Genomic DNA, 18,083 nt, shown 5'->3' with positions numbered 1-18,083 from the left:
GTTTAATTTATCTGAAAACTATTTGATGGCCACTTCATAAATTTTCGACCAGTTTTTACCGGTTACCAGCATATTCTCACCTTTAAAAGCAATTCCGTTCAGCACATCATCGCTTCCTTTGGTATTCTGCCTGGCAATTTCTGTAAAATCAAAGGTTCCGACCACTTCTCCATTTGAAGGATTGATTTTAAGAACAACCGGTTTCTGCCATACATTTGCATAGATAAATCCGTTGTGATACTCAAGTTCATTAAGCTGATCATAAATCTTCGAGCTTCCTGCTACGGCAATATACTTTATCAACTTAGAAGGATCAGCAGGATCCAGGAAATACAGAAGCTTGCTTCCGTCTGATGCAATCAGGTTTTTCCCGTCATACGTCAGTCCCCAGCCTTCTCCCAAAACATTCGGATACGGAAATTCAGACAATAACTTCAGTGAGTTTTTATCATAAATGTATCCTTTTTTACTCTGCCAGGTTAATTGATATACTTTATCTCCTACAATCGTACTTCCTTCAGAAAAATCCTGCTGGCCCTGCTTGGTTGAAGCCAGAGGTGTTGTTGTTCCCAACGTATATTTCAGAATCTGTGAAGATCCGTTCTGTCCGTCACTTTCATAGATGGTATTGCCTTCAACCTGGAATCCCTGAACAAAATTTTTGGGATCATGAGGATATTCAGCAACAATTTCGTAAGCTATATTTTTTTCAGGATTCTTTGCAAAAACATTAATGGTAGCATCCTGGGTAAGCGTTTCACCTCCTGTTGTTTTAATATTGAAAGTCACCGCATTATCTCCTAAAGTGAAAAATTTCGGATCAACAGTAAGGCTTGAGGTTTCCTTGTCCCCAAAACTGATGGAGATACTTTCTGCATCATCGGTTACCTCTTTTGGCAGGTTCAGCTTATCACCGAAATGATATCCTTTCTGTTCCATGGAGTTATTATAATCCGCCAAGGAATCAAGAATCTTTTTATCATTTTTACAAGATGCCAGCAACAGAATTGCGGCCAATCCCGCTATCATATTTTTTTTCATTAATTTTTTTAAAATAATTTCTCCAAAATTAGTAAAATTTTATTCCACTCTGTCCATTTCAGGAAGATGTTGACAAAATTGTAATCCTTATGCGGGGATATTATTTAACTTCAGAGCGCCTAATGAATGCTCGTTAACCTGTTTAGCCGCGATTTTTTAATTTTTTGTAAAAGGAATATTGTTGTAAAATCCGATCTGGATCTGCCCACGGTTTTTATTTTCCTGAATCTGATTCATATAGCCGGCTTCAATTCTCATATTTTTATTAATCACGTATCCCAGTGCTACGTACACCCTGTTCCTGTCGAAAACCGGACTATTAAGGTGAAGGAAAATTTCATTATAAGCTGAAGCATAGATGGTTTTGGGAAGCATTTCCTTATTAGTAATTGGTATATTAAAGCCTACGTAATATCTGAACCTCATCCGGAAATCGTCCTCAAGAAACCGTTCTTCCAAGCGGTAACGATGCTGGATGTTAAAACGTCCGAACTTTTGCTTTGTAATATATTGCTGGAAAATCCGGTGCTCAGTATTTTCAGTTTTTTCACCGTTGATATAAGGCTGGCTTAAGATAAAGCCATACCCCAATAAAATATTATTGTTGTTTTCCGTAAGGTCATAACCAATCCCTGTGCGGACCAGCAACTGCTCAAGATCTCCTGCTGCATTAAAATTCCGGTACTGGATTTCGTTATGGAAGTTCAGCTTTTTGCTGATTTTATTATTTCCAAAATACATGTACCAAGCTCCAAGATCATTTTCCTGGGCCTGTGCAAATGTTGTCCCGAGAGTAAAAACACTTAATGCCAACAATCTTATCTTTTTCATCTGCTACGCCAATTTATTATTAATATCTATCGAATGACTAAATTCAATACCAATTATCAATAATAGCAAAAATTATTTTAATGACCTAATGATGTGCAGATTTAAGCAATACAAACCAAACTGATTAGGAGAATAGAATTTGTAATTCCTTTGTCATATTTGGTTTTCAATACCAACTTACAGCGTGTTCAAAAATCCAGCTACATTTAAATATGCTCATCAATAAAGAAACCGGCAATATATTTTGACGGCTGGACGGTATTGTTCTGACTTATTTTTACTGATGTTGTACTTTTGCAGGATCATCATAATTGACCATCCAATTGATGCCGAATTTATCGGTAAACATTCCGAAATATGCACCCCAGAAAGTATCTTCCATAGGCATGGTAACTTTCCCTCCTGCAGAAAGCCCATTAAACAATATATCAGCTTCTTCTTTAGATTCTGCATTGATGGAAATAGAAAAGTTATTTCCCTGTTGATGACCGGAAAGTGATTCTCCGGTTGTATCACTTCCCAATAACATGGTTTCTTTAGAAATCGGAAGCGTTACATGCATAACTTTGTTTTTGTCTTCTTCAGAAAGTTCGTGGCCTTCCATCGGAGGCATTTCCCCAAACGTTCCGATGTAAGGAAATTCTGTTCCGAAAACTGACCGGTAAAATTCAAATGCTTCGCGGCAGTTTCCATTGAATGTAAGATATACGTTTACTGTAGCCATACTATCGTTTTGTTGAATATATTTAAAATAGAGATGTCAGATTTAAAGTTTCTCAATCCAACCATCTTTTTAATGCACTAAGACTGATACTTTAATTTATCTTATTTAATATTATCTGTGCTGGTCTATGAGAATCATATTTCCATCAGGATCTTTAAGATAAATATGTTCCGGTCCGGAAGTGGTTTCGTCAGCTTCTTTCTGTATTTCCACTCCTTTTTCCTTTAGCTGTTTCTGGATAGCTCGGACGTCATCAAAGACCTCTATATTTTGAGCATTCTGATCCCATCCAGGATTAAATGTCAGCATATTCCCGTCAAACATTGCCTGAAAAAGACCAATGATATGGTCTTCGTTTTTCATAATGAGGTAATTCTGATCCATACTTCCACCCATTTTGCTGAAGCCTAACTTTTCATAGAAATCTTTAGATTTCTGAAGGTCTTTCACACTTAAACTGATTGAAAATGCTCCTAATTTCATATATAATTACTAATTTTTAATCGTTGTTTTAAAATCCAATGTTCCATCGTAGCTTTTCCAGTCACCGATCAGCTCTATATACGGAGATTCTGTTTTCTGCATTTCTTTGTTCCATCTGAAGGTATATACAAACCTTCCTGTAAATATTCCCGAATGTTTTCCCTTGCTTTCTTCCGTCAGCTCATATTTAGCGTATACCGTGCCTTTTTTCCTGGCATCTTTATACTGGGTAATGGTCAGCTTTCCTTCAAAGCGCGTATAATTTTTATCGACCAGTGTATATCCTGAAACAAAGTACTCCTGATCATTTTTCTTATTCTGTTCGGAAATATTAATTTTAAGTTTAATCTCCTGATTTTCACTCCCTATGGTCCCGGCATAGGCCTTGCTATTGTTCAGCCAAACGTCTGAAATATCCGGCATCTGTGCAGAAATAAAATGGGAAATAAGAACAAAAAACAGTAAAATTTTCTTCATGCGATTGTATAGGTTTATTTATATATAACTTTAAATAAGAAAGCAAACAGATGCTTTTTATCTGAACTTATACTCCAAATTGTGCGAGGTGATGATTCAGGTGCTTTGCAAACATATTGCTCCATTCTTCGGCTTTCAGTTTCCCGAAATTAAAAGAATCTTTTCCGTCAAAGGCAGAAGCACCCAACTGCTGGGTCTTCTGGATAAACCCGATCAACCGCTTTTTTTCTTCTGCAAAATCCTTTCTTTCAGTCATAATGAACTGAGGCGCAGTAGGACTGTTTTTGGAATAAGCTTTCTCACCGACCACCTTAGGTTTTACAAATGTTTTTAAAATAAACTTTGCAATCGCTCCCGGCTTTTTATGTTTTTCAGTCTCATATACCATTTCATAAGATACGTTACAGTGTGCCAGCATCTGGTCAACGGTCATTTTTCCCCATAATCCCTCTGTTTCCGGAGTCAACTTATTAATCCTGTCGATGTATTGCCGGGCTATTTTTGCATCAAAAACATTTTCCATAGTTAGTCTGATTCTTAAAAGACAAATATATCAGTTTTTCGATACAGAAACTATATCAAATTAATTTTGTTTTTTGAATTGGTATCCGGAATAAAGAACTGGAAGAGTGAGGACGGGAACCGGTAGTTTTCTCCTGTTAATGACACAACTGGCCGGTTTAAAAGCATCAGGATTTTATAAAAAATCAAACGCAGTTTTTAATCAATAAATTCTCAATATGATTTTTTCAAAACCTAACCCGAAGTGACGATGATAAAATACCAAATCTTTTTTGTTAGCTTTAAAGAAAAACTCTACTTAAAGAGTCCTGCTTTAGCTAAAACTTTTTTCGAAAAACGGTCTGATCCGAAACCGTAGTATTTTTTGGCAAAAGAATCATCCAGCTGGCCTGCATCGTATTTTGAAGCCAGGAAAGCGGCCAGTACTTCTTCATCTTCTTCCTTACTGTTCCATTCATTCCGCGATCTCACTACCATCAGAAACTTGTTTTTATTGGTTAAATATAATTGTTCTGCATATAAGTTAATGACGGAAGTCGGGGTGTTGCTGTCGATAACGTCGAGCATCTTTTTATAATTCTTTTCATAATCCAGAATGCCAAAATACAGTCCTGTACTTTCCGGATAATTGTTAAAAGAGTTTTTCAGGAAACCCAGGATCCTGATCCTGAACTTTTTGAATTCCTCCGTATCGGCGTCGTTTTCTGCAATGAAAATATAGTCTTTCAGGGAAAGTGTCTCCCAGAATCTTTTTCTTTTGATGTAAGCCAGATCTTCCGGGCTGCCGTCTTCTTTATATATTGTTTCCAGAATGGCATAATATGGTGGATCAAATCTTTCATTTACATTGGTTTCGATGATCATTTTACAGACTTTTTCCGCTTTCTTAGGATTTATTTTCAGAAGTTCACCGATGACTTTCAGGTTATAGGAATTTTCATATTTTTCAATATTAAAGTAGTTTTGAAGTTCCGTGAAAAATTCGTTTTCGGCAATGATTTCCAGCATATCCTCTTTAAGGGAAGTCCTCAATTTAAAACCTGTTTTTTCCCAGACTTTAATTTCCTCCCTTACCATTTCGGCAATATATAATTTCTGATCGGGGTTACTGGCATGGTATACTTCTTTGATGAAATCGTAAAAATCGAACGTTATAGAATCTTCACTTCTCAGAAACAGATACCAGTTTTCGGCAGCCAGCCCTTTCCAAAGGTCAACATCTTTTATCTGATTAATATGGGCAACAAAGCGTTCTCTTAATTTTTTCTGAAAAGTATCTATCCTTGTTCCTGAAAAGAAAATCTTCATCTTTAACATGGAAATATGGTCACTCAACCATAGAAACTTTTTGATGCTTTCTTTTTTATCCGGATTCTGCATGAGATACTGCTCTACCGGTTCCAATGCCTTGGCCAGAAGATCAACCAGCTTTTTAACTTCCGGTGCGGTTAAGCTTTTCCTCTTTCCTGCTACCGAGGCAACTGTATTTTTAATAAGCTCTGAGATTTCGATTTCTGAAAATTCTTTTTTCTTCTGCCCGAAATTGAGCATAAACTGCATTTCCGCATCTTTGTTTTTTTTGAAAAATTCCAGCAACCAGCCTTTAAGCTCATCTGAATTGAGATCTTCCATCGCGAGTTCCGCTTCAGTGGTTTTCTTTTTGGCTCTTTTCGGTGAAGATATTTTGCCAGCTTTATTTTGCGACATAAAAATCCCCATAGCCAGAACATGAAGGCAGAAATCCTTACTGCCGCATTCACATGAATACTCCGTAATTTCAGATTCTGAATTTAATACCAGACCTACATCATAAGATGCTGTTTCTTCATCTACAAAACAGACAAAACGGTTCTTTTCAGTTTCTTCAAATTCACGTATGCTGAATTTTTTCACCTTATTGATTTTCTGTTTTGAAAACTGGTTTTGCAGGTCCGACAGGTTATACATCTGAATTTTTTCCCAAAGATAAAAAAACGGCTCTTAAAAAGAAGCCGTTTTCTGATGATGGTTGTTTTTTATTATTCCGAAATGGTTACGTTCTCTCCTTTCGTATGAGCATTCATCTGAGGTGCATAATAATTCTGTATCGTCGTAATTCCATTGGAGAACTTTCCGGAAGCATTGGCTACCATATCATATTCAAATACATATTTTCCTTTCGGCATATACTGAATATAGAAATTCGTAGAAGCATCTTTTGCAGACTGATAATACCCTAAGCTGTTTTTCCATTGGTATCCGGAAATTACATCTACCGGCTCAAATCCTGCTGCTCTCATGTCTTTGATATGGATAAATTCCATCGGGCGATCCGTATTCAGGATCATTCTTACCGTTACTTTATCTCCGACTTTCAAAGGCGTTTCAGGAGAGATCTTCTGCAATTCTTCACCGTTCACGGTTTTTATTTTCCGGTACAGTTCTTTGTTTACTGAAAGATAATTTTCGGAAGACTGTATTTTATCCAGATCTTCATAATACTGCCAGAATAATCCACCCTGCACAATCCCGGGACCCGGTTTTGTTATGGTAACGGTGGCAAGATTTTTATTTACAAGATCTGTTTTTACAGAAGATTTTACATAACCGGTTGCCTGGGCCTGCACTTCTTTTCCGCCCCATACAATGTTGGCTTTGTCACTTTCAGAGCCCGTCCATGATTTTCCTGAATTTAAAATCGTGAAAATTACTTCTGCTGTTCCTCTTGAACTTCCCCATGAAGTTACTTCTTTCTGTGTGATCAGCCATATTTTGAGATCTTCAATAAATTCCTGATCATTAGGCTTAAGTTTGCTGAATGCTTCTAAAGCTCCGGCCTGATTAACTACTTTTGAACTGAACCAGCCCCAGTCATCGAGGTTTTGTTTCCAATATATGCCTTGGGTTTTAGTGTCTGTAGAAGTTTCTTTCAGGTAGGTCATTAATTTATCTGACACTTCTTTCAGTCCGTAATCATTGATTAATAATGCCATCCGGTACAGCCCGAAGAATGTAAAATCAGTGATTTTAGCAGTTTTTGCCTTCTGCTTTACCAATGATTTTAAGTTTAATCCTTTTCCTTTTAGAGGATATTGTTTTTCCCAGTAATTCCTGGTATCAAGATAATCAATTACTGAATTATTCCAGACGTTTTCCTTCTTTACATCATAATATTTCGTGATCTCATTATCAACATACTGAATTAATTTTGCAACGACTTCGTTTTGTCCGGCCTTCTGTTCATCTTTTCCACTGTCTTTTAACCATGAATTGATCTTTCCTAAATTCTTCAGAATATAAAGAGACGTCGTATACGAACTCGGATAGCCCGGATACCAGGAAAATCCGCCATCAGGATTTTGTAATTTCCTGAGGTCATCCCAATCCTGGCTTATTGAGTTTCTCATGGTATTCGTATCAAAAAGCAAAGCTAATTTCTGCATCTGTTCGTTTTCATTTTTGCTTTCCAAAATCCAAGGAGTTTCTTCCAGCAGCAGCTGTTTCAGTTCCTGATTTTTCTCCAGATTTGAATTCAGCAATCCTTTATTCTGATATTCCTCAAAAACAGTTTTCATTTTAGGGTTGGCTTTAAAAATTTCCGAAGCCAATACATCGGCAAACCATTTATTGAAAATCACATCGGCAGAATTGTTCTGGTCATTTTTAAGGCTCGGAAGGGCAAACATAATTTCCCAGATCGGATTCGTTGTCAGTTCCAGCGTATTTGATACGTTGGTAACTGTTGTAGAATTGATATTCTTCAGCTGATCCAAAACAAACGTTTTAGTCTCGCCTTCTTTTACAAAAACAGGAACTGCATCGGTCACCAGCATTCTGTTAGGCAACACCGCTATGGCTTTCTGTTCCCCGTCGGAATAATTCCCTGCTTTTGCCACGACTTTTATAATAATTGAAGAGACATTATCAGGCACTTTCAGTTTCCATGTCAATGCCGTGTTTCCATTAGCATCCAGCGAAAAAGCCTGCTCTTTGTTAAATCCTGAAACCGCAGTAAGCATACTCAGTCTAAATTTCTCTGAAACATCTTCATTGGTAAACGCATCAAGAATCTGTAAAGCAGCCGAACCGTTTAACTTTTTATCTGTCAGGTTTGATAATTTCGACTGGAGATTCAATTCATCACCTTCTCTTAAAAATCTCGGATAGTTCGGTGTTACTGAAAATTCTTTTTGGGTAACTACTTCTTTTTCCAGGGTGGCAGCTCTCGCATCTTTGGTATGGGCCAAAAACATCAGTTTCCATTTTGTTAAAGCTTCCGGAGAAGTAAATTCAAAGCTGACATTTCCTTCCGAGTCAGTCTTTAAATCCGGATAAAAGAAAGCGGTTTCGTTGAGATTCTGACGGACCGGAATTTTATTTAAATCTTTCTCAATTGATGGTGTATCTACTTTAGGAGCTTTGACCGGCTCAGGTACAACATTCTGAATGACTTCTATTCTATCCTCAATAGTCGCCACTTCTCTTTTTGATTCTGCCATTGGAGCAGGAAGTGCAGCACCACGTATTCTGACTCCTGCAACTTTTCCCGTGAGACTTTGTAAAACAGCATTATCAAACCAATTAAACACTGGAACCTCTACATAATTTCCGGTGAAATATTTCATTCTTTTTTCATAATATTCTGTCAAAAGATTATTTTTCACATCATACGAGGAAACTACGGAATAAGGAGAATATAAATTCTGCCAGGTAAAATTATTCACGGCAAACTGGTCCAGAGACATGTCATACATATTGGCCAAAACCTCAGCATTGACTTTCTCTTTTTTATCGCCTGAAACTTTTACAGACCATTTTTCTTTTGAATTGGGTTCCAGTTTATCCCTGAATGTAACGGTTTCTATTTTTAAAGGCTGTTCTGTATTTTTTATTTTTAAATCGACACTTTCAGTCTGGACATCATTAAATGCTACCATCTGGAACTGAAGGTTTAAAACTGAAACGGATTTATCCATGGGAATATCAACCATATATTCCAAAACTCCGTTTTTAAACTCTCTTACATCAGAAATTGTCTTTCCTGATCCATCCTGAATAAAAATATGTACCAAAGCGTCAGGAACTGCAGAATAAGCATATACTATCGCTTTTTCACCTCTTGAAAACTCGTTTACAGGTTCTATAACCGTTAAAAACGTTTTCTGTCCGGCTTTTAATAATTTTTTATCCCAGACGCTAAAGTTCTGTACGCTTTTTATGGTGTCTTTACCTTCAATATTATACAATTCCAATTTATAATCACCTGCTTCCAGTTTCCCTAAATTCAAGGATTCTTCACTTCGCTTCAAGCCATTCAGAATGACGGATGAAACTTTCCAGTGTCCCATTTCATCATTCCTGTCATACAGATCGTGGGGAAACTTACTGATGAACTCCTGTCTTGAGAATTTCGGCAAATCCTGAACCTCCGGTTTGAAATTATCCCTGAAAACCCTGTCAGGAGATTCAAGCTTTGAAAGCTTAACCTGATACGGCTTTTTAAGATTTTGTCCGTTATAATTTTTCGTCCCTACATTGAGTTGTACATTTTCGTCTGTAAATGCATCTTTAATACTGCCGGCATCTATGTAATGTGAAACGGAAGCCACTTTCAGATTGGTTTCTGCCGACTGGGTTTCTCCGCTGATATCGGTTACGGAAGCATTGATTTTGTAATTATCAATCTGAATCCCTTCTATTTTTTCGTCTTTTTGAAGATCCAGCCTTATGATAAACTCTCCTTTATCATCTGTTTTAGCTTCTCCTAAAATCGAATTTTCATTATCATTATCCTGAGGGTACCAACTGAAATACCTCCAACGGATATTTTGCTTTTTAATTTCATACTGCACCGTCGTATTGCTCAGAGCCACACCTGAAAACATTATGGTCTTTCCTTTTAACTCTATGGTCTGTCCGTATTTATATTCGTCTTTTACAGGCTCAAAAGTCACTTCAAACTTCGGCCTTTTATATTCTTCAACCTGAATATTTTTATATCCCTGTGTTTCATTATCCGTTCTTAAATAAAAAGTTCCATTCAGTTTTCCTTTCGGAAGAATAAAGCTGCCGTGGTAAGAACCGAATTCGTTCGTGGTAAAATCCTGGGTGGAAACTTCCTGACCATTTGCATCCGTTAAAATAATTTTTTGCTTTATTCCTGATGCTACCGATTCAATTTCCTTATCAATCTTTGTATTGATCACTTTAAAATACAATGTCTGGCCAGGTCTGTATATGGCCCTGTCCGTAAAGATCTGGGCTTTTGTCCGGATTTGATTATTAAGGTTTTCTTCAGAATAATCAGACTCACCATAGGCATTAAAAATCTGATAATTATTTGTTTTAGGCTGCTGAATCAGATACCGCCTGTAATATTCTTTGCCTGCGGGATATTTAAAAACCCCTTTCCCATCTGTTTTACCGGAAGTTTTGGTTAATGTTTTCCCATTTACAAATTCATAAAAAATAAGGTTTTCATTCACTACAGCTTTTCCGCTCTCACTGTTTACCAGTTTCAGTTCATTTGCATTAATATCTTTTCCAGCCTTTTTCTGATAGATGATTTTATTGTTGGAAACTAAGAAATAGAAGTTCTGACGATCATTATTTTCACCTCCCAAAACTGTATATTCTGCGATATAGATTCCTGGAGGAAGAGGTTGTATCTCCAATGATGTAGAGTGTGCACGATAATCTTTGGAGTCCGGCAACTGGTATGTTTCTTTTCTTACCAAATTCTTTTTGATCTTCCCATATAAATCTGAGTAAGAATTTGCGGCATATTGAAAGAAAAATGTAAAATCTTCTTTTACTTCATATATGTTCAGATTAAAACCTGATACGTTTTTATGTTCAGCGACCAAATGGATCGGCAGATTGGATTGGGTCTGCTGTTCATAATGTAAATTGAGAGACGGCACCGTGATCTCCTGTTCTTTATTCTTAATATTTTCAATAAAAGGAGATTTAGGATACTGAGATTTAGCCTCTCGGGCTACAGTGAGAGCTTCTTTCTCCTGCTTTTTAGCCATTAATTCATCCATCACCTGTTCCATGATGACCACTTTATAGTCACCTTCTACATTTGATTTTACAAGCTTCTGAAGCTGTTCGAGTTTATCTTTACATGAATTAAAGCTGCAATTTCTTTCCAGTTTCTGATGCAGGAAATATAATTTGGAATTTCCTGTGTTCTGTGAAATCAACTCATCATAAGCAGCATCAATCTGTTTTTTGTTTTCTGTAAGTTCATTTTTTGTAAACAATCCGTTATCAGAAAGGAAATCAATTTTTTTCAAGGTATACCAATCAGCCAGAGTCGGGAAATAGGCAATGTCTTTTATATTTAAAAAGAGATCTTTATATTTTACCAGAGAGATTTTTTTCATTTCAGCCTTTTTCTGATCCAGCTGTCCGAAACTTTTCGTCAGATATTCTTTAAAATCAAGCTTGCTCCATGTTTCGATCTGAGAAAGATCCTGGGAATTCAAATTTGTGCGGCTGTTTATCTTCCAGCTATTCTGATGGTAATAATCTAATAAAAAATTATTCGACAATATTTCTAAAATAATTTTTTCATCACCCTTCATCTGTTTCTCTGTATTCAAGATTTTGGTAAAAAATTTTGAAGCAGCATTATTCTGATCATTTTCTGCCGTCCTGTTCAAAATACTGAACTCGCTTTTCAAAGAACGGATCAGCTGCAGTGCATTGTTTTCTTTCATAGCCTGGTTCTGAATATTTAAGATGAGCGGAAGATTAGATTTATATATTCCTTTTTTGGTATTCTCTTCCACTTTCTTCCACTGTTCATCGTAATATTTCTGGGCAAAAAGCTGTGAAAAATCAAGCAGGAGAAGCAAAAGCACAAAAATCTTTGAAAATCTTTTCATATGTGTTATTTTTGATAAATGAATTCTTTAAAAATACTGAAAAAAACGGTTATCGACAGCCAGCTTTACGTATCCTTAACAGGAACTCTTTTTGCAGTATTTTTCATGATCGAGCAAAATACATTCCGCTACCCCACAGTCTGCTTTATTTTCATTACTTATTTCAGCGGATATCTTTATACAAAATACCAGAAGACAAGACATTTTTCTAAAATTCTGATCCTGAATGTGATTGCCGGGATTGTCTGTGCTCTTTTAATCATTCATAATCATAATGAAATACGGTTAATAAAATGGTCTGTTATTGTGATACTAGGGTTATTGTACAATAGTTTTTTCCTCGACGTTTACATCCGGAAAATCCCTCTGCTGAAAGTCTTTTACGTAGGCTTAGTGTGGGCTCTGATGAACTGTTGGCTGACGTTGCCAGAATTCAGTATTCCGATATTTTTAATCAGTTTCTTTTTCATTACCGCACTGGTTTTGCCGTTTGACATCCGCGATATGAAAGTGGATACGGTAAAAACATTTCCCACCATGATCGGTGTACAGAATACGAAGTATATTGCTTATATGCTGGTTTTTATCAGCACCGTTCTTACAGGGTTTTATCTAAGCCCTACAGGTTCCATCGCTTTTTATTTATCGGCTATCATCACTTTTCTTCTCATCTATTTCTCTGAAAATGAACGGAGTGATGCTTATTTTTCATTCGGGGTTGAAACATGTTCTGCGCTTCCCTTTTTATTTTCGCTTATAATGAAGTATTTTTGACGAATGATTATTAAGAAACTTTCCCTGTACAATTTCAAAAACCATTCTGACAAGAAATTTGAGTTCTCACCGCAGATCAACTGTTTTGTGGGCAATAATGGTGTGGGGAAAACCAATATCCTGGATGCACTCCATTACCTTTCAGTCGGAAAAAGCTTCCTGGGAAATACGGATCTTAATAACATCAGAAATGAAGAAGATTTTTTTACTATTGATGCCGAAATCCAAAATGATGAAAGCGAAGATATCATCAAGATACTGCAGCCTAAAGAATCAAAAAAAATAATCAAGAAGAATGATAAAAGCTATGACCGGCTGGCCGACCACATTGGATATTTGCCGAGCGTCATGATTTCTCCGTATGATTCCAATCTCATTTCGGATTCCGGGGAAAGCCGGAGGAAATTCCTGGATTCGATGATTTCGCAAACCGATTCTGAATATCTTTTCGATCTGATTCAATACCAGAAAACTATTCAGCAGAGAAATGCGCTACTAAAATACTTTGCTAAAAACAGGTATTGGGACAAAGATTCTTTAGAAATCTACGATGATCCGATAGCAAAGTTCGGTACAAAGATATTTATCAAGAGAAGAGATTTTGTTGAAAGGCTCAACCCGATTATCCGGAGCTTTTACAGGATTATTTCGGCAGGAAAAGAAAGTGTTTCCGTTCTGTATGAATCCCACCTGCTGGAAGATTTTGATACTTCCCGGCCGGAAAAAAAGTTTTACAGCCTCTTAACGGAAAGCCTGGAAAAAGATAGAATGCTGACCTATACTTCAAAGGGAATCCACAAGGACGATCTCCTTTTTGAAATGGATTCTGTTCTCATTAAGAAAATTGGTTCCCAGGGCCAGCAGAAATCATTTCTTATTTCTTTAAAACTTGCACAGATGAGCTTAGTGAAGGAACTGACCGGAAAAACCCCGATCCTTTTGCTGGATGATATTTTTGACAAGCTGGATGACAACCGCGTTTCCCAGCTGATTGAATTGGTAAACCAGGAAAATTTCGGGCAGATCTTCATCACGGATACACATAGGGAACGTACCGAAAATGTTGTGAAGAAAATTAATGAAGAAAGTATAATTTTTGAAGTGTGATCATGAGGAAAAAAAGACGTGAATACCAATCTTCGGATCTCGTAAAATCTTTTGCCCGGATTTACGGTTTTGAAAATAAGCTTATCGCTTTTGAAATTAAAGATTTTCTGGAAGAATATCTTGATGAAGGCCTGTTCCGGGAAATCAGAAGTGTGAATATAGAGGATAAATGCATTGTCATAACCGTCAATTCACCTTTATTAAAACATGATTTCCAGATGCGTAAAAGTTTTTATCTGAAAAAATTCCAGGATAAATTCGGAGCGGATCAGTTTAATGATCTCCGGATTTTGTAGCGATGGTACTGTTCATCAGATCATCCGTTTTTTTATCCAGCCCGGAGCTTAACGGAAGGAAAAACCGTAACGGATTTTTCATAAAATATCTGAAAATTTCTTTATAAATCTCACTTACCTGCCCGAAATTCAGTTTTCTGGATCTGAATGCCAGGAACATCGATAAGCTGAAACTTATCAGGAAGTTAAAGAACCCGATCAGGAAAACCGTAATAAAAGAAATCCAGAACGTATAAGCATCCACCGAAAAATCTTTTCCATATAATCCGATGGCAAAATTCCCCGCGGCAAATGTAATATGGCGGATATCAAGATCCAAGCCTAAAAATAATCCAACCGGTGCAGTGGCACCCAAAAATACCCCAAACCAAAAATTGGATACGATTCCGGGCCAGTTTTTAGCATAATATGCAGACATGCCTTTTGCGAAATTTTTTCCGAAAAACCTTCTGATCGGAATATTCTTGGAAATTCTTTCCGGTATCTGGTAAAAAACAGAATTGTTTCCGATATTTCCTGAGATAATTCCTGAAATAAAAAGATAAAACCCCGCAATACATGCGTGAAGAATCGCTTTGGACTGAAAAGGATCAAGGTCTTTCAACAGTTTATCTGATCTTTCCACAGCTACATTCTGCGAAAAAAAAACATCGAGTCCGTAAATAATAATCAGAGCAATGGGAAAGGACAAAAGTACATTCCCAACAAAAGCAATGAACTGGCTTCTGAATAATTTTGAAACCAGATGGGCAAATTCCGTACTGTCACTTTTAATATTTCCCTCTTCTGACAATACTTTTGTCATCGTAGCCGCAGTCATGGCCGGCTGTTTCGTCGCTAAAGTAAACCTCATCAGGTAAATCATCACAAAACCCATGGCGTAATTCATGGAATATAAAAATGCATGTGAAAAATCACTTCCGGGAATGTAGCCGTACAGCATTTTCAATACGCATAAAGCACCGACAATAATCCCTCCCCCACTGGCTTTATAGAACATATTCATATATTCTTTCCGGGTTGACGTAATATAGTGGGCGCCCGCTTCTGCCGTATGGTTGGTAATTAAATGCGAAATAAGCCTTGTGCTGTCATTGATCAGCTCAGAAATATTATTCCGGTGAGATTTATATCTTAAAATATTAAAAACAAGTTGTTTTGAATTGATTAAAATATCTTTTTCATTATCGATGACCAGTAACTGGACAATCTCAAAAATCCGCTGAACCTGCTGGCGGATTTTTAACAAAGACTGATTAATCTTTCCTGAAATTCCATACCTGGAAGAATTTTTAAATGCAATCGTAACGAACTCCAGGCACTGCTCGATATAAATCTTAATCTGTTTATACCTGCTGTCTTTTGAATGCAGCTGCAGCCGTGGATTCTTCTCAAATTCGGAGGCAAGTTCTTCAAGCTCGTTTTGCAAAGCCAGGAACGGATTGTCGAAATTACGGTATTCAGGTGCCATCCTTACCACCTCGGTTTCCATAGCAGATCCCGTTACCCGCCACGAAAGGATGTTCATAGAGAAAAGAATTTCCTTTTTTACATCCGGCATAATGATAAAATCTGAGATCCCGAGCAAACGGAAAAACTCATTAATTTCGTGTTCAGGAATATTATGAAGGAATTCCAGATCATTTTTCGGCTTGAAACTTACGTTGTCAATCATGTACCAGATGGTCTTTTCGTTGACAACCGGAGGCAGCACTTTGTTAAGAATCCTTTTTTTGAGTTCAGGCACAAAGGCGTTTTCAGACAGGATATTGGCTTCAGTCAGTGACAGATTAAAAGTTTTATCCCTGAAAATATGATGCAGATACTGTTTAAAACTATCAGTAATCTGAGGATGGCTCTTGAAAAAATTAAGGACCTCCGTGAAATCCGCACTTTTTATTCCCTCCAGGAATTCCGCAAGCGGCTCCAGAGAGAGTGTCTCGTTCTTAAAAGAAAAGTATTTTTTAAGAACAGACTCAAAATTTATGCTGGAGTTAAAGAGTTTCATTCCTGCAAAGATACTATTTCAAACTCACATTCCTCATCTGTCTCATAATCCAGCTGTGTTTTTTGCTCAGATATGCAGAAGGGTTTTTAGGGTCATACTTTTTGGGATTGGGTAAAACGGCTGCAATCCAGGCAGCTTCAGAGACCGTAAGATTTTTTGAAGATTTTCCGAAATAATATTGCGAAGCGGCTTCTATTCCAAAAACACCCTGTCCCATTTCAATAGAATTCAGGTATCTCTCAAGGATAATATCCTTGGTCCATACTTTTTCAATAATGAAGGTGTACATCGCTTCGAGCCCTTTCCTCAGCCAGCTTCTTCCCTGCCAAAGGAATATATTTTTAGCCGTTTGCTGGGAGATCGTACTTCCGCCCCGAAGTTTTTTTCCTTTCTTATTGCTCTTCATGGCTTTTTCGATGGCTTTATAATCGAAACCGTCATGGATAAAGAAGTTTTGATCTTCTGATGCAATAACCGCTTTTTTTACATTGTTTCCCATTTCATCGTAAGAAATGTAATCCCTCTGAAGCCTTCCGTATTCTAAAAGGCCTCCGATCTGTGTAATCGTAATAGGCGGATTAAAAAATCTTCCCCATACAATAAACAATACATTCAGAACGAGAATGATGAATATGATTTTTTTAATTTTATTCCACATAATCTTGTTTAAAAGAATGCCAAAAGTAAGGAAATAGTCTGATTTATTTCAATTCTTTCATATAGGATAACTGATATCCCGGCAAAAGTTCAGGATGGAATATTTTGATATAATCTTTCAGCACAAGATCCGATCTTACAACGCCACTTTCAAAAAAATCATTAGCCTGCCCCTTCTCTTTCCCTGTGATGACATATACTTTCCCTTTGTTGAAAACATCTAACTTACTATAGAAAGGATTCATGCCCAACATTTCTTTTTTTGATATGTGATTCCCTGCGTTGACCCAATACTGAACAGAGCCTGATTTTGCGTACACTTCTTCAAAACTCATGGTTACTGCTTTTTCATCAGTGTTAGCCTTAAGGATATATTGGGCATTAGCATCAGAAATAAAGCGGGCAGTTGATGTTTTTCCGCCTGGAAGGTACCAGACATCACCGTACATTTCATTAGCCAGGACAACAGGTTTTGCTTTAGACTGTAAAGCCAGGCGCTTCAGACTATCGTAATTTCCGGCAATTTCCTGATATGCTTTTTCAGCTTCTTTATCTTTTCCCAAGAGCTTTCCGAACAGTTTGATATAACCGGTTTTTTCAAGAGGCTCCTGCTCCATATATTCGTCAAGAAAAATCACCTGGATCCCGTTATTTTTAAGCAACTGATAGGTATTGTCAAAACTTGCGATGTGGTTGGTAAAAACAGCATCCGGTTTCAGCGAGATGATTTTCTCCACATTGTATTTCTGATCATTTCCTACCTCCTGAATTTTTCCGCTTTTTAATAAAGTGTGAATCTTTTCATCATAAATATATTCCGGACTTGAAACGCCTGTTATAAGGCCTTCCGCTCCAAGTGCTGAAATATATCCTGCCATACTTGAATTTAAAAGAATAATTTTTTTGAAAGGGATCTGATTTTGCTTAAAATCATATGTGAAATTTCCTGATTTTATATGAAGACTTCCATTTTCCTCTTTATATTCTACCGAATTTGAGATAACAACAGGTTTTGAAAGCGAAATTTTTGATTCTCTTTTACAAGATGTTAGCGATAAAAATGCGATTAATAGTAAAATTCTTGATTTCATCTTTCAAAGAACGTAAAAAAGTATTATATTTGCAAACCTTTACAAACGGCCTCGTGGCGCAACTGAATAGCGCATCTGATTACGGCTCAGAAGGTTACAGGTTTGAATCCTGTCGAGGTCACAAAAGCTATGGCGTTACTTGTCTTAAAGTGACGCCGTTTTTAATATTATTTACTATTTGCAAAAAGTGCACCCGTT

14 protein-coding genes and 1 tRNA gene are annotated in these 18,083 nt (G+C 36.9%); 4 read left to right on the top strand and 11 right to left on the bottom strand.

The genetic code is table 11. The features are described 5' to 3' along the window. Nucleotides 1–18: 18 nt before the first annotated feature. The 8 genes from MKJ01_RS14890 to MKJ01_RS14855 form a co-directional block, all read right to left on the bottom strand. Nucleotides 19–1,041, bottom strand: coding sequence for a glutaminyl-peptide cyclotransferase (locus MKJ01_RS14890; protein ID WP_241614893.1), 1,023 nt, complete (start codon nucleotides 1,039–1,041; stop codon nucleotides 19–21). Nucleotides 1,042–1,197: 156 nt separating this feature from the next. Next, on the bottom strand, nucleotides 1,198–1,872 hold the full coding sequence (locus tag MKJ01_RS14885; protein WP_241614894.1) for a DUF2490 domain-containing protein: 675 nt from the start codon (nucleotides 1,870–1,872) through the stop codon (nucleotides 1,198–1,200). Between the two features lie 277 nt (nucleotides 1,873–2,149). Then, nucleotides 2,150–2,596: a VOC family protein gene (locus MKJ01_RS14880; protein ID WP_241614895.1), complete on the bottom strand. Its 447-nt coding sequence runs from the start codon at nucleotides 2,594–2,596 to the stop codon at nucleotides 2,150–2,152. Between the two features lie 111 nt (nucleotides 2,597–2,707). After that, nucleotides 2,708–3,079 carry a VOC family protein gene (locus tag MKJ01_RS14875; protein WP_241614896.1) on the bottom strand — a complete coding sequence of 124 codons (372 nt, stop codon included), beginning with the start codon at nucleotides 3,077–3,079 and terminating at the stop codon, nucleotides 2,708–2,710. A 9-nt stretch (nucleotides 3,080–3,088) separates the two neighbouring features. Then, nucleotides 3,089–3,556 (bottom strand): hypothetical protein, encoded by a 468-nt coding sequence (locus MKJ01_RS14870; protein WP_241614897.1) that lies wholly within the window; start codon nucleotides 3,554–3,556, stop codon nucleotides 3,089–3,091. Between the two features lie 67 nt (nucleotides 3,557–3,623). Then, nucleotides 3,624–4,079 (bottom strand): DUF1569 domain-containing protein, encoded by a 456-nt coding sequence (locus MKJ01_RS14865; protein ID WP_241614898.1) that lies wholly within the window; start codon nucleotides 4,077–4,079, stop codon nucleotides 3,624–3,626. Nucleotides 4,080–4,372: 293 nt separating this feature from the next. Beyond that, nucleotides 4,373–6,025, bottom strand: coding sequence for a hypothetical protein (locus MKJ01_RS14860; protein ID WP_241614899.1), 1,653 nt, complete (start codon nucleotides 6,023–6,025; stop codon nucleotides 4,373–4,375). Nucleotides 6,026–6,096: 71 nt separating this feature from the next. Continuing rightward, nucleotides 6,097–11,952 (bottom strand): alpha-2-macroglobulin, encoded by a 5,856-nt coding sequence (locus tag MKJ01_RS14855; RefSeq protein WP_241614900.1) that lies wholly within the window; start codon nucleotides 11,950–11,952, stop codon nucleotides 6,097–6,099. 18 nt (nucleotides 11,953–11,970) lie between these two features. On the opposite strand from MKJ01_RS14855, the gene MKJ01_RS14850 reads away from it, so the two are divergent. Genes MKJ01_RS14850 through MKJ01_RS14840 form a run of 3 tightly spaced genes read left to right on the top strand, consistent with a single transcriptional unit; the run spans nucleotide 11,971 to nucleotide 14,129 of the window. Then, on the top strand, nucleotides 11,971–12,726 hold the full coding sequence (locus tag MKJ01_RS14850; protein WP_241614901.1) for a hypothetical protein: 756 nt from the start codon (nucleotides 11,971–11,973) through the stop codon (nucleotides 12,724–12,726). A gap of 3 nt (nucleotides 12,727–12,729) precedes the next feature. Beyond that, nucleotides 12,730–13,833, top strand: coding sequence for a DNA replication/repair protein RecF (locus MKJ01_RS14845; protein WP_241614902.1), 1,104 nt, complete (start codon nucleotides 12,730–12,732; stop codon nucleotides 13,831–13,833). A 2-nt stretch (nucleotides 13,834–13,835) separates the two neighbouring features. Then, nucleotides 13,836–14,129, top strand: a complete 294-nt coding sequence (locus MKJ01_RS14840) for a DciA family protein (protein ID WP_241614903.1) — start codon at nucleotides 13,836–13,838, stop codon at nucleotides 14,127–14,129. Here MKJ01_RS14840 and MKJ01_RS14835 read toward each other — a convergent pair. Genes MKJ01_RS14835 through MKJ01_RS14825 form a run of 3 tightly spaced genes read right to left on the bottom strand, consistent with a single transcriptional unit; the run spans nucleotide 14,107 to nucleotide 17,885 of the window. Continuing rightward, a complete protein-coding gene (locus MKJ01_RS14835) occupies nucleotides 14,107–16,137 on the bottom strand; it encodes a site-specific recombinase (RefSeq protein WP_241614904.1) in 2,031 nt (676 codons plus the stop codon). The two genes, MKJ01_RS14840 and MKJ01_RS14835, sit on opposite strands and share 23 nt — an antisense overlap. Nucleotides 16,138–16,150: 13 nt before the next feature. After that, entirely contained in the window at nucleotides 16,151–16,795 is a 645-nt protein-coding gene (mtgA, locus tag MKJ01_RS14830) for a monofunctional biosynthetic peptidoglycan transglycosylase (RefSeq protein ID WP_241614905.1), read from the bottom strand. A 43-nt stretch (nucleotides 16,796–16,838) separates the two neighbouring features. Further along, the gene (locus MKJ01_RS14825; protein WP_241632684.1) at nucleotides 16,839–17,885 is read right to left on the bottom strand and encodes an ABC transporter substrate-binding protein; all 1,047 of its coding nucleotides are present in this window, start codon (nucleotides 17,883–17,885) and stop codon (nucleotides 16,839–16,841) included. A 47-nt stretch (nucleotides 17,886–17,932) separates the two neighbouring features. On the opposite strand from MKJ01_RS14825, the gene MKJ01_RS14820 reads away from it, so the two are divergent. Continuing rightward, nucleotides 17,933–18,006 (top strand) — tRNA-Arg (locus MKJ01_RS14820). Nucleotides 18,007–18,083: the final 77 nt, after the last annotated feature.

The organism is Chryseobacterium sp. SSA4.19 (assembly GCF_022601875.1).
Classification (GTDB): Bacteria; Bacteroidota; Bacteroidia; order Flavobacteriales; family Weeksellaceae; genus Chryseobacterium.
This window is presented reverse-complemented; position numbering and strand designations above follow the sequence as displayed.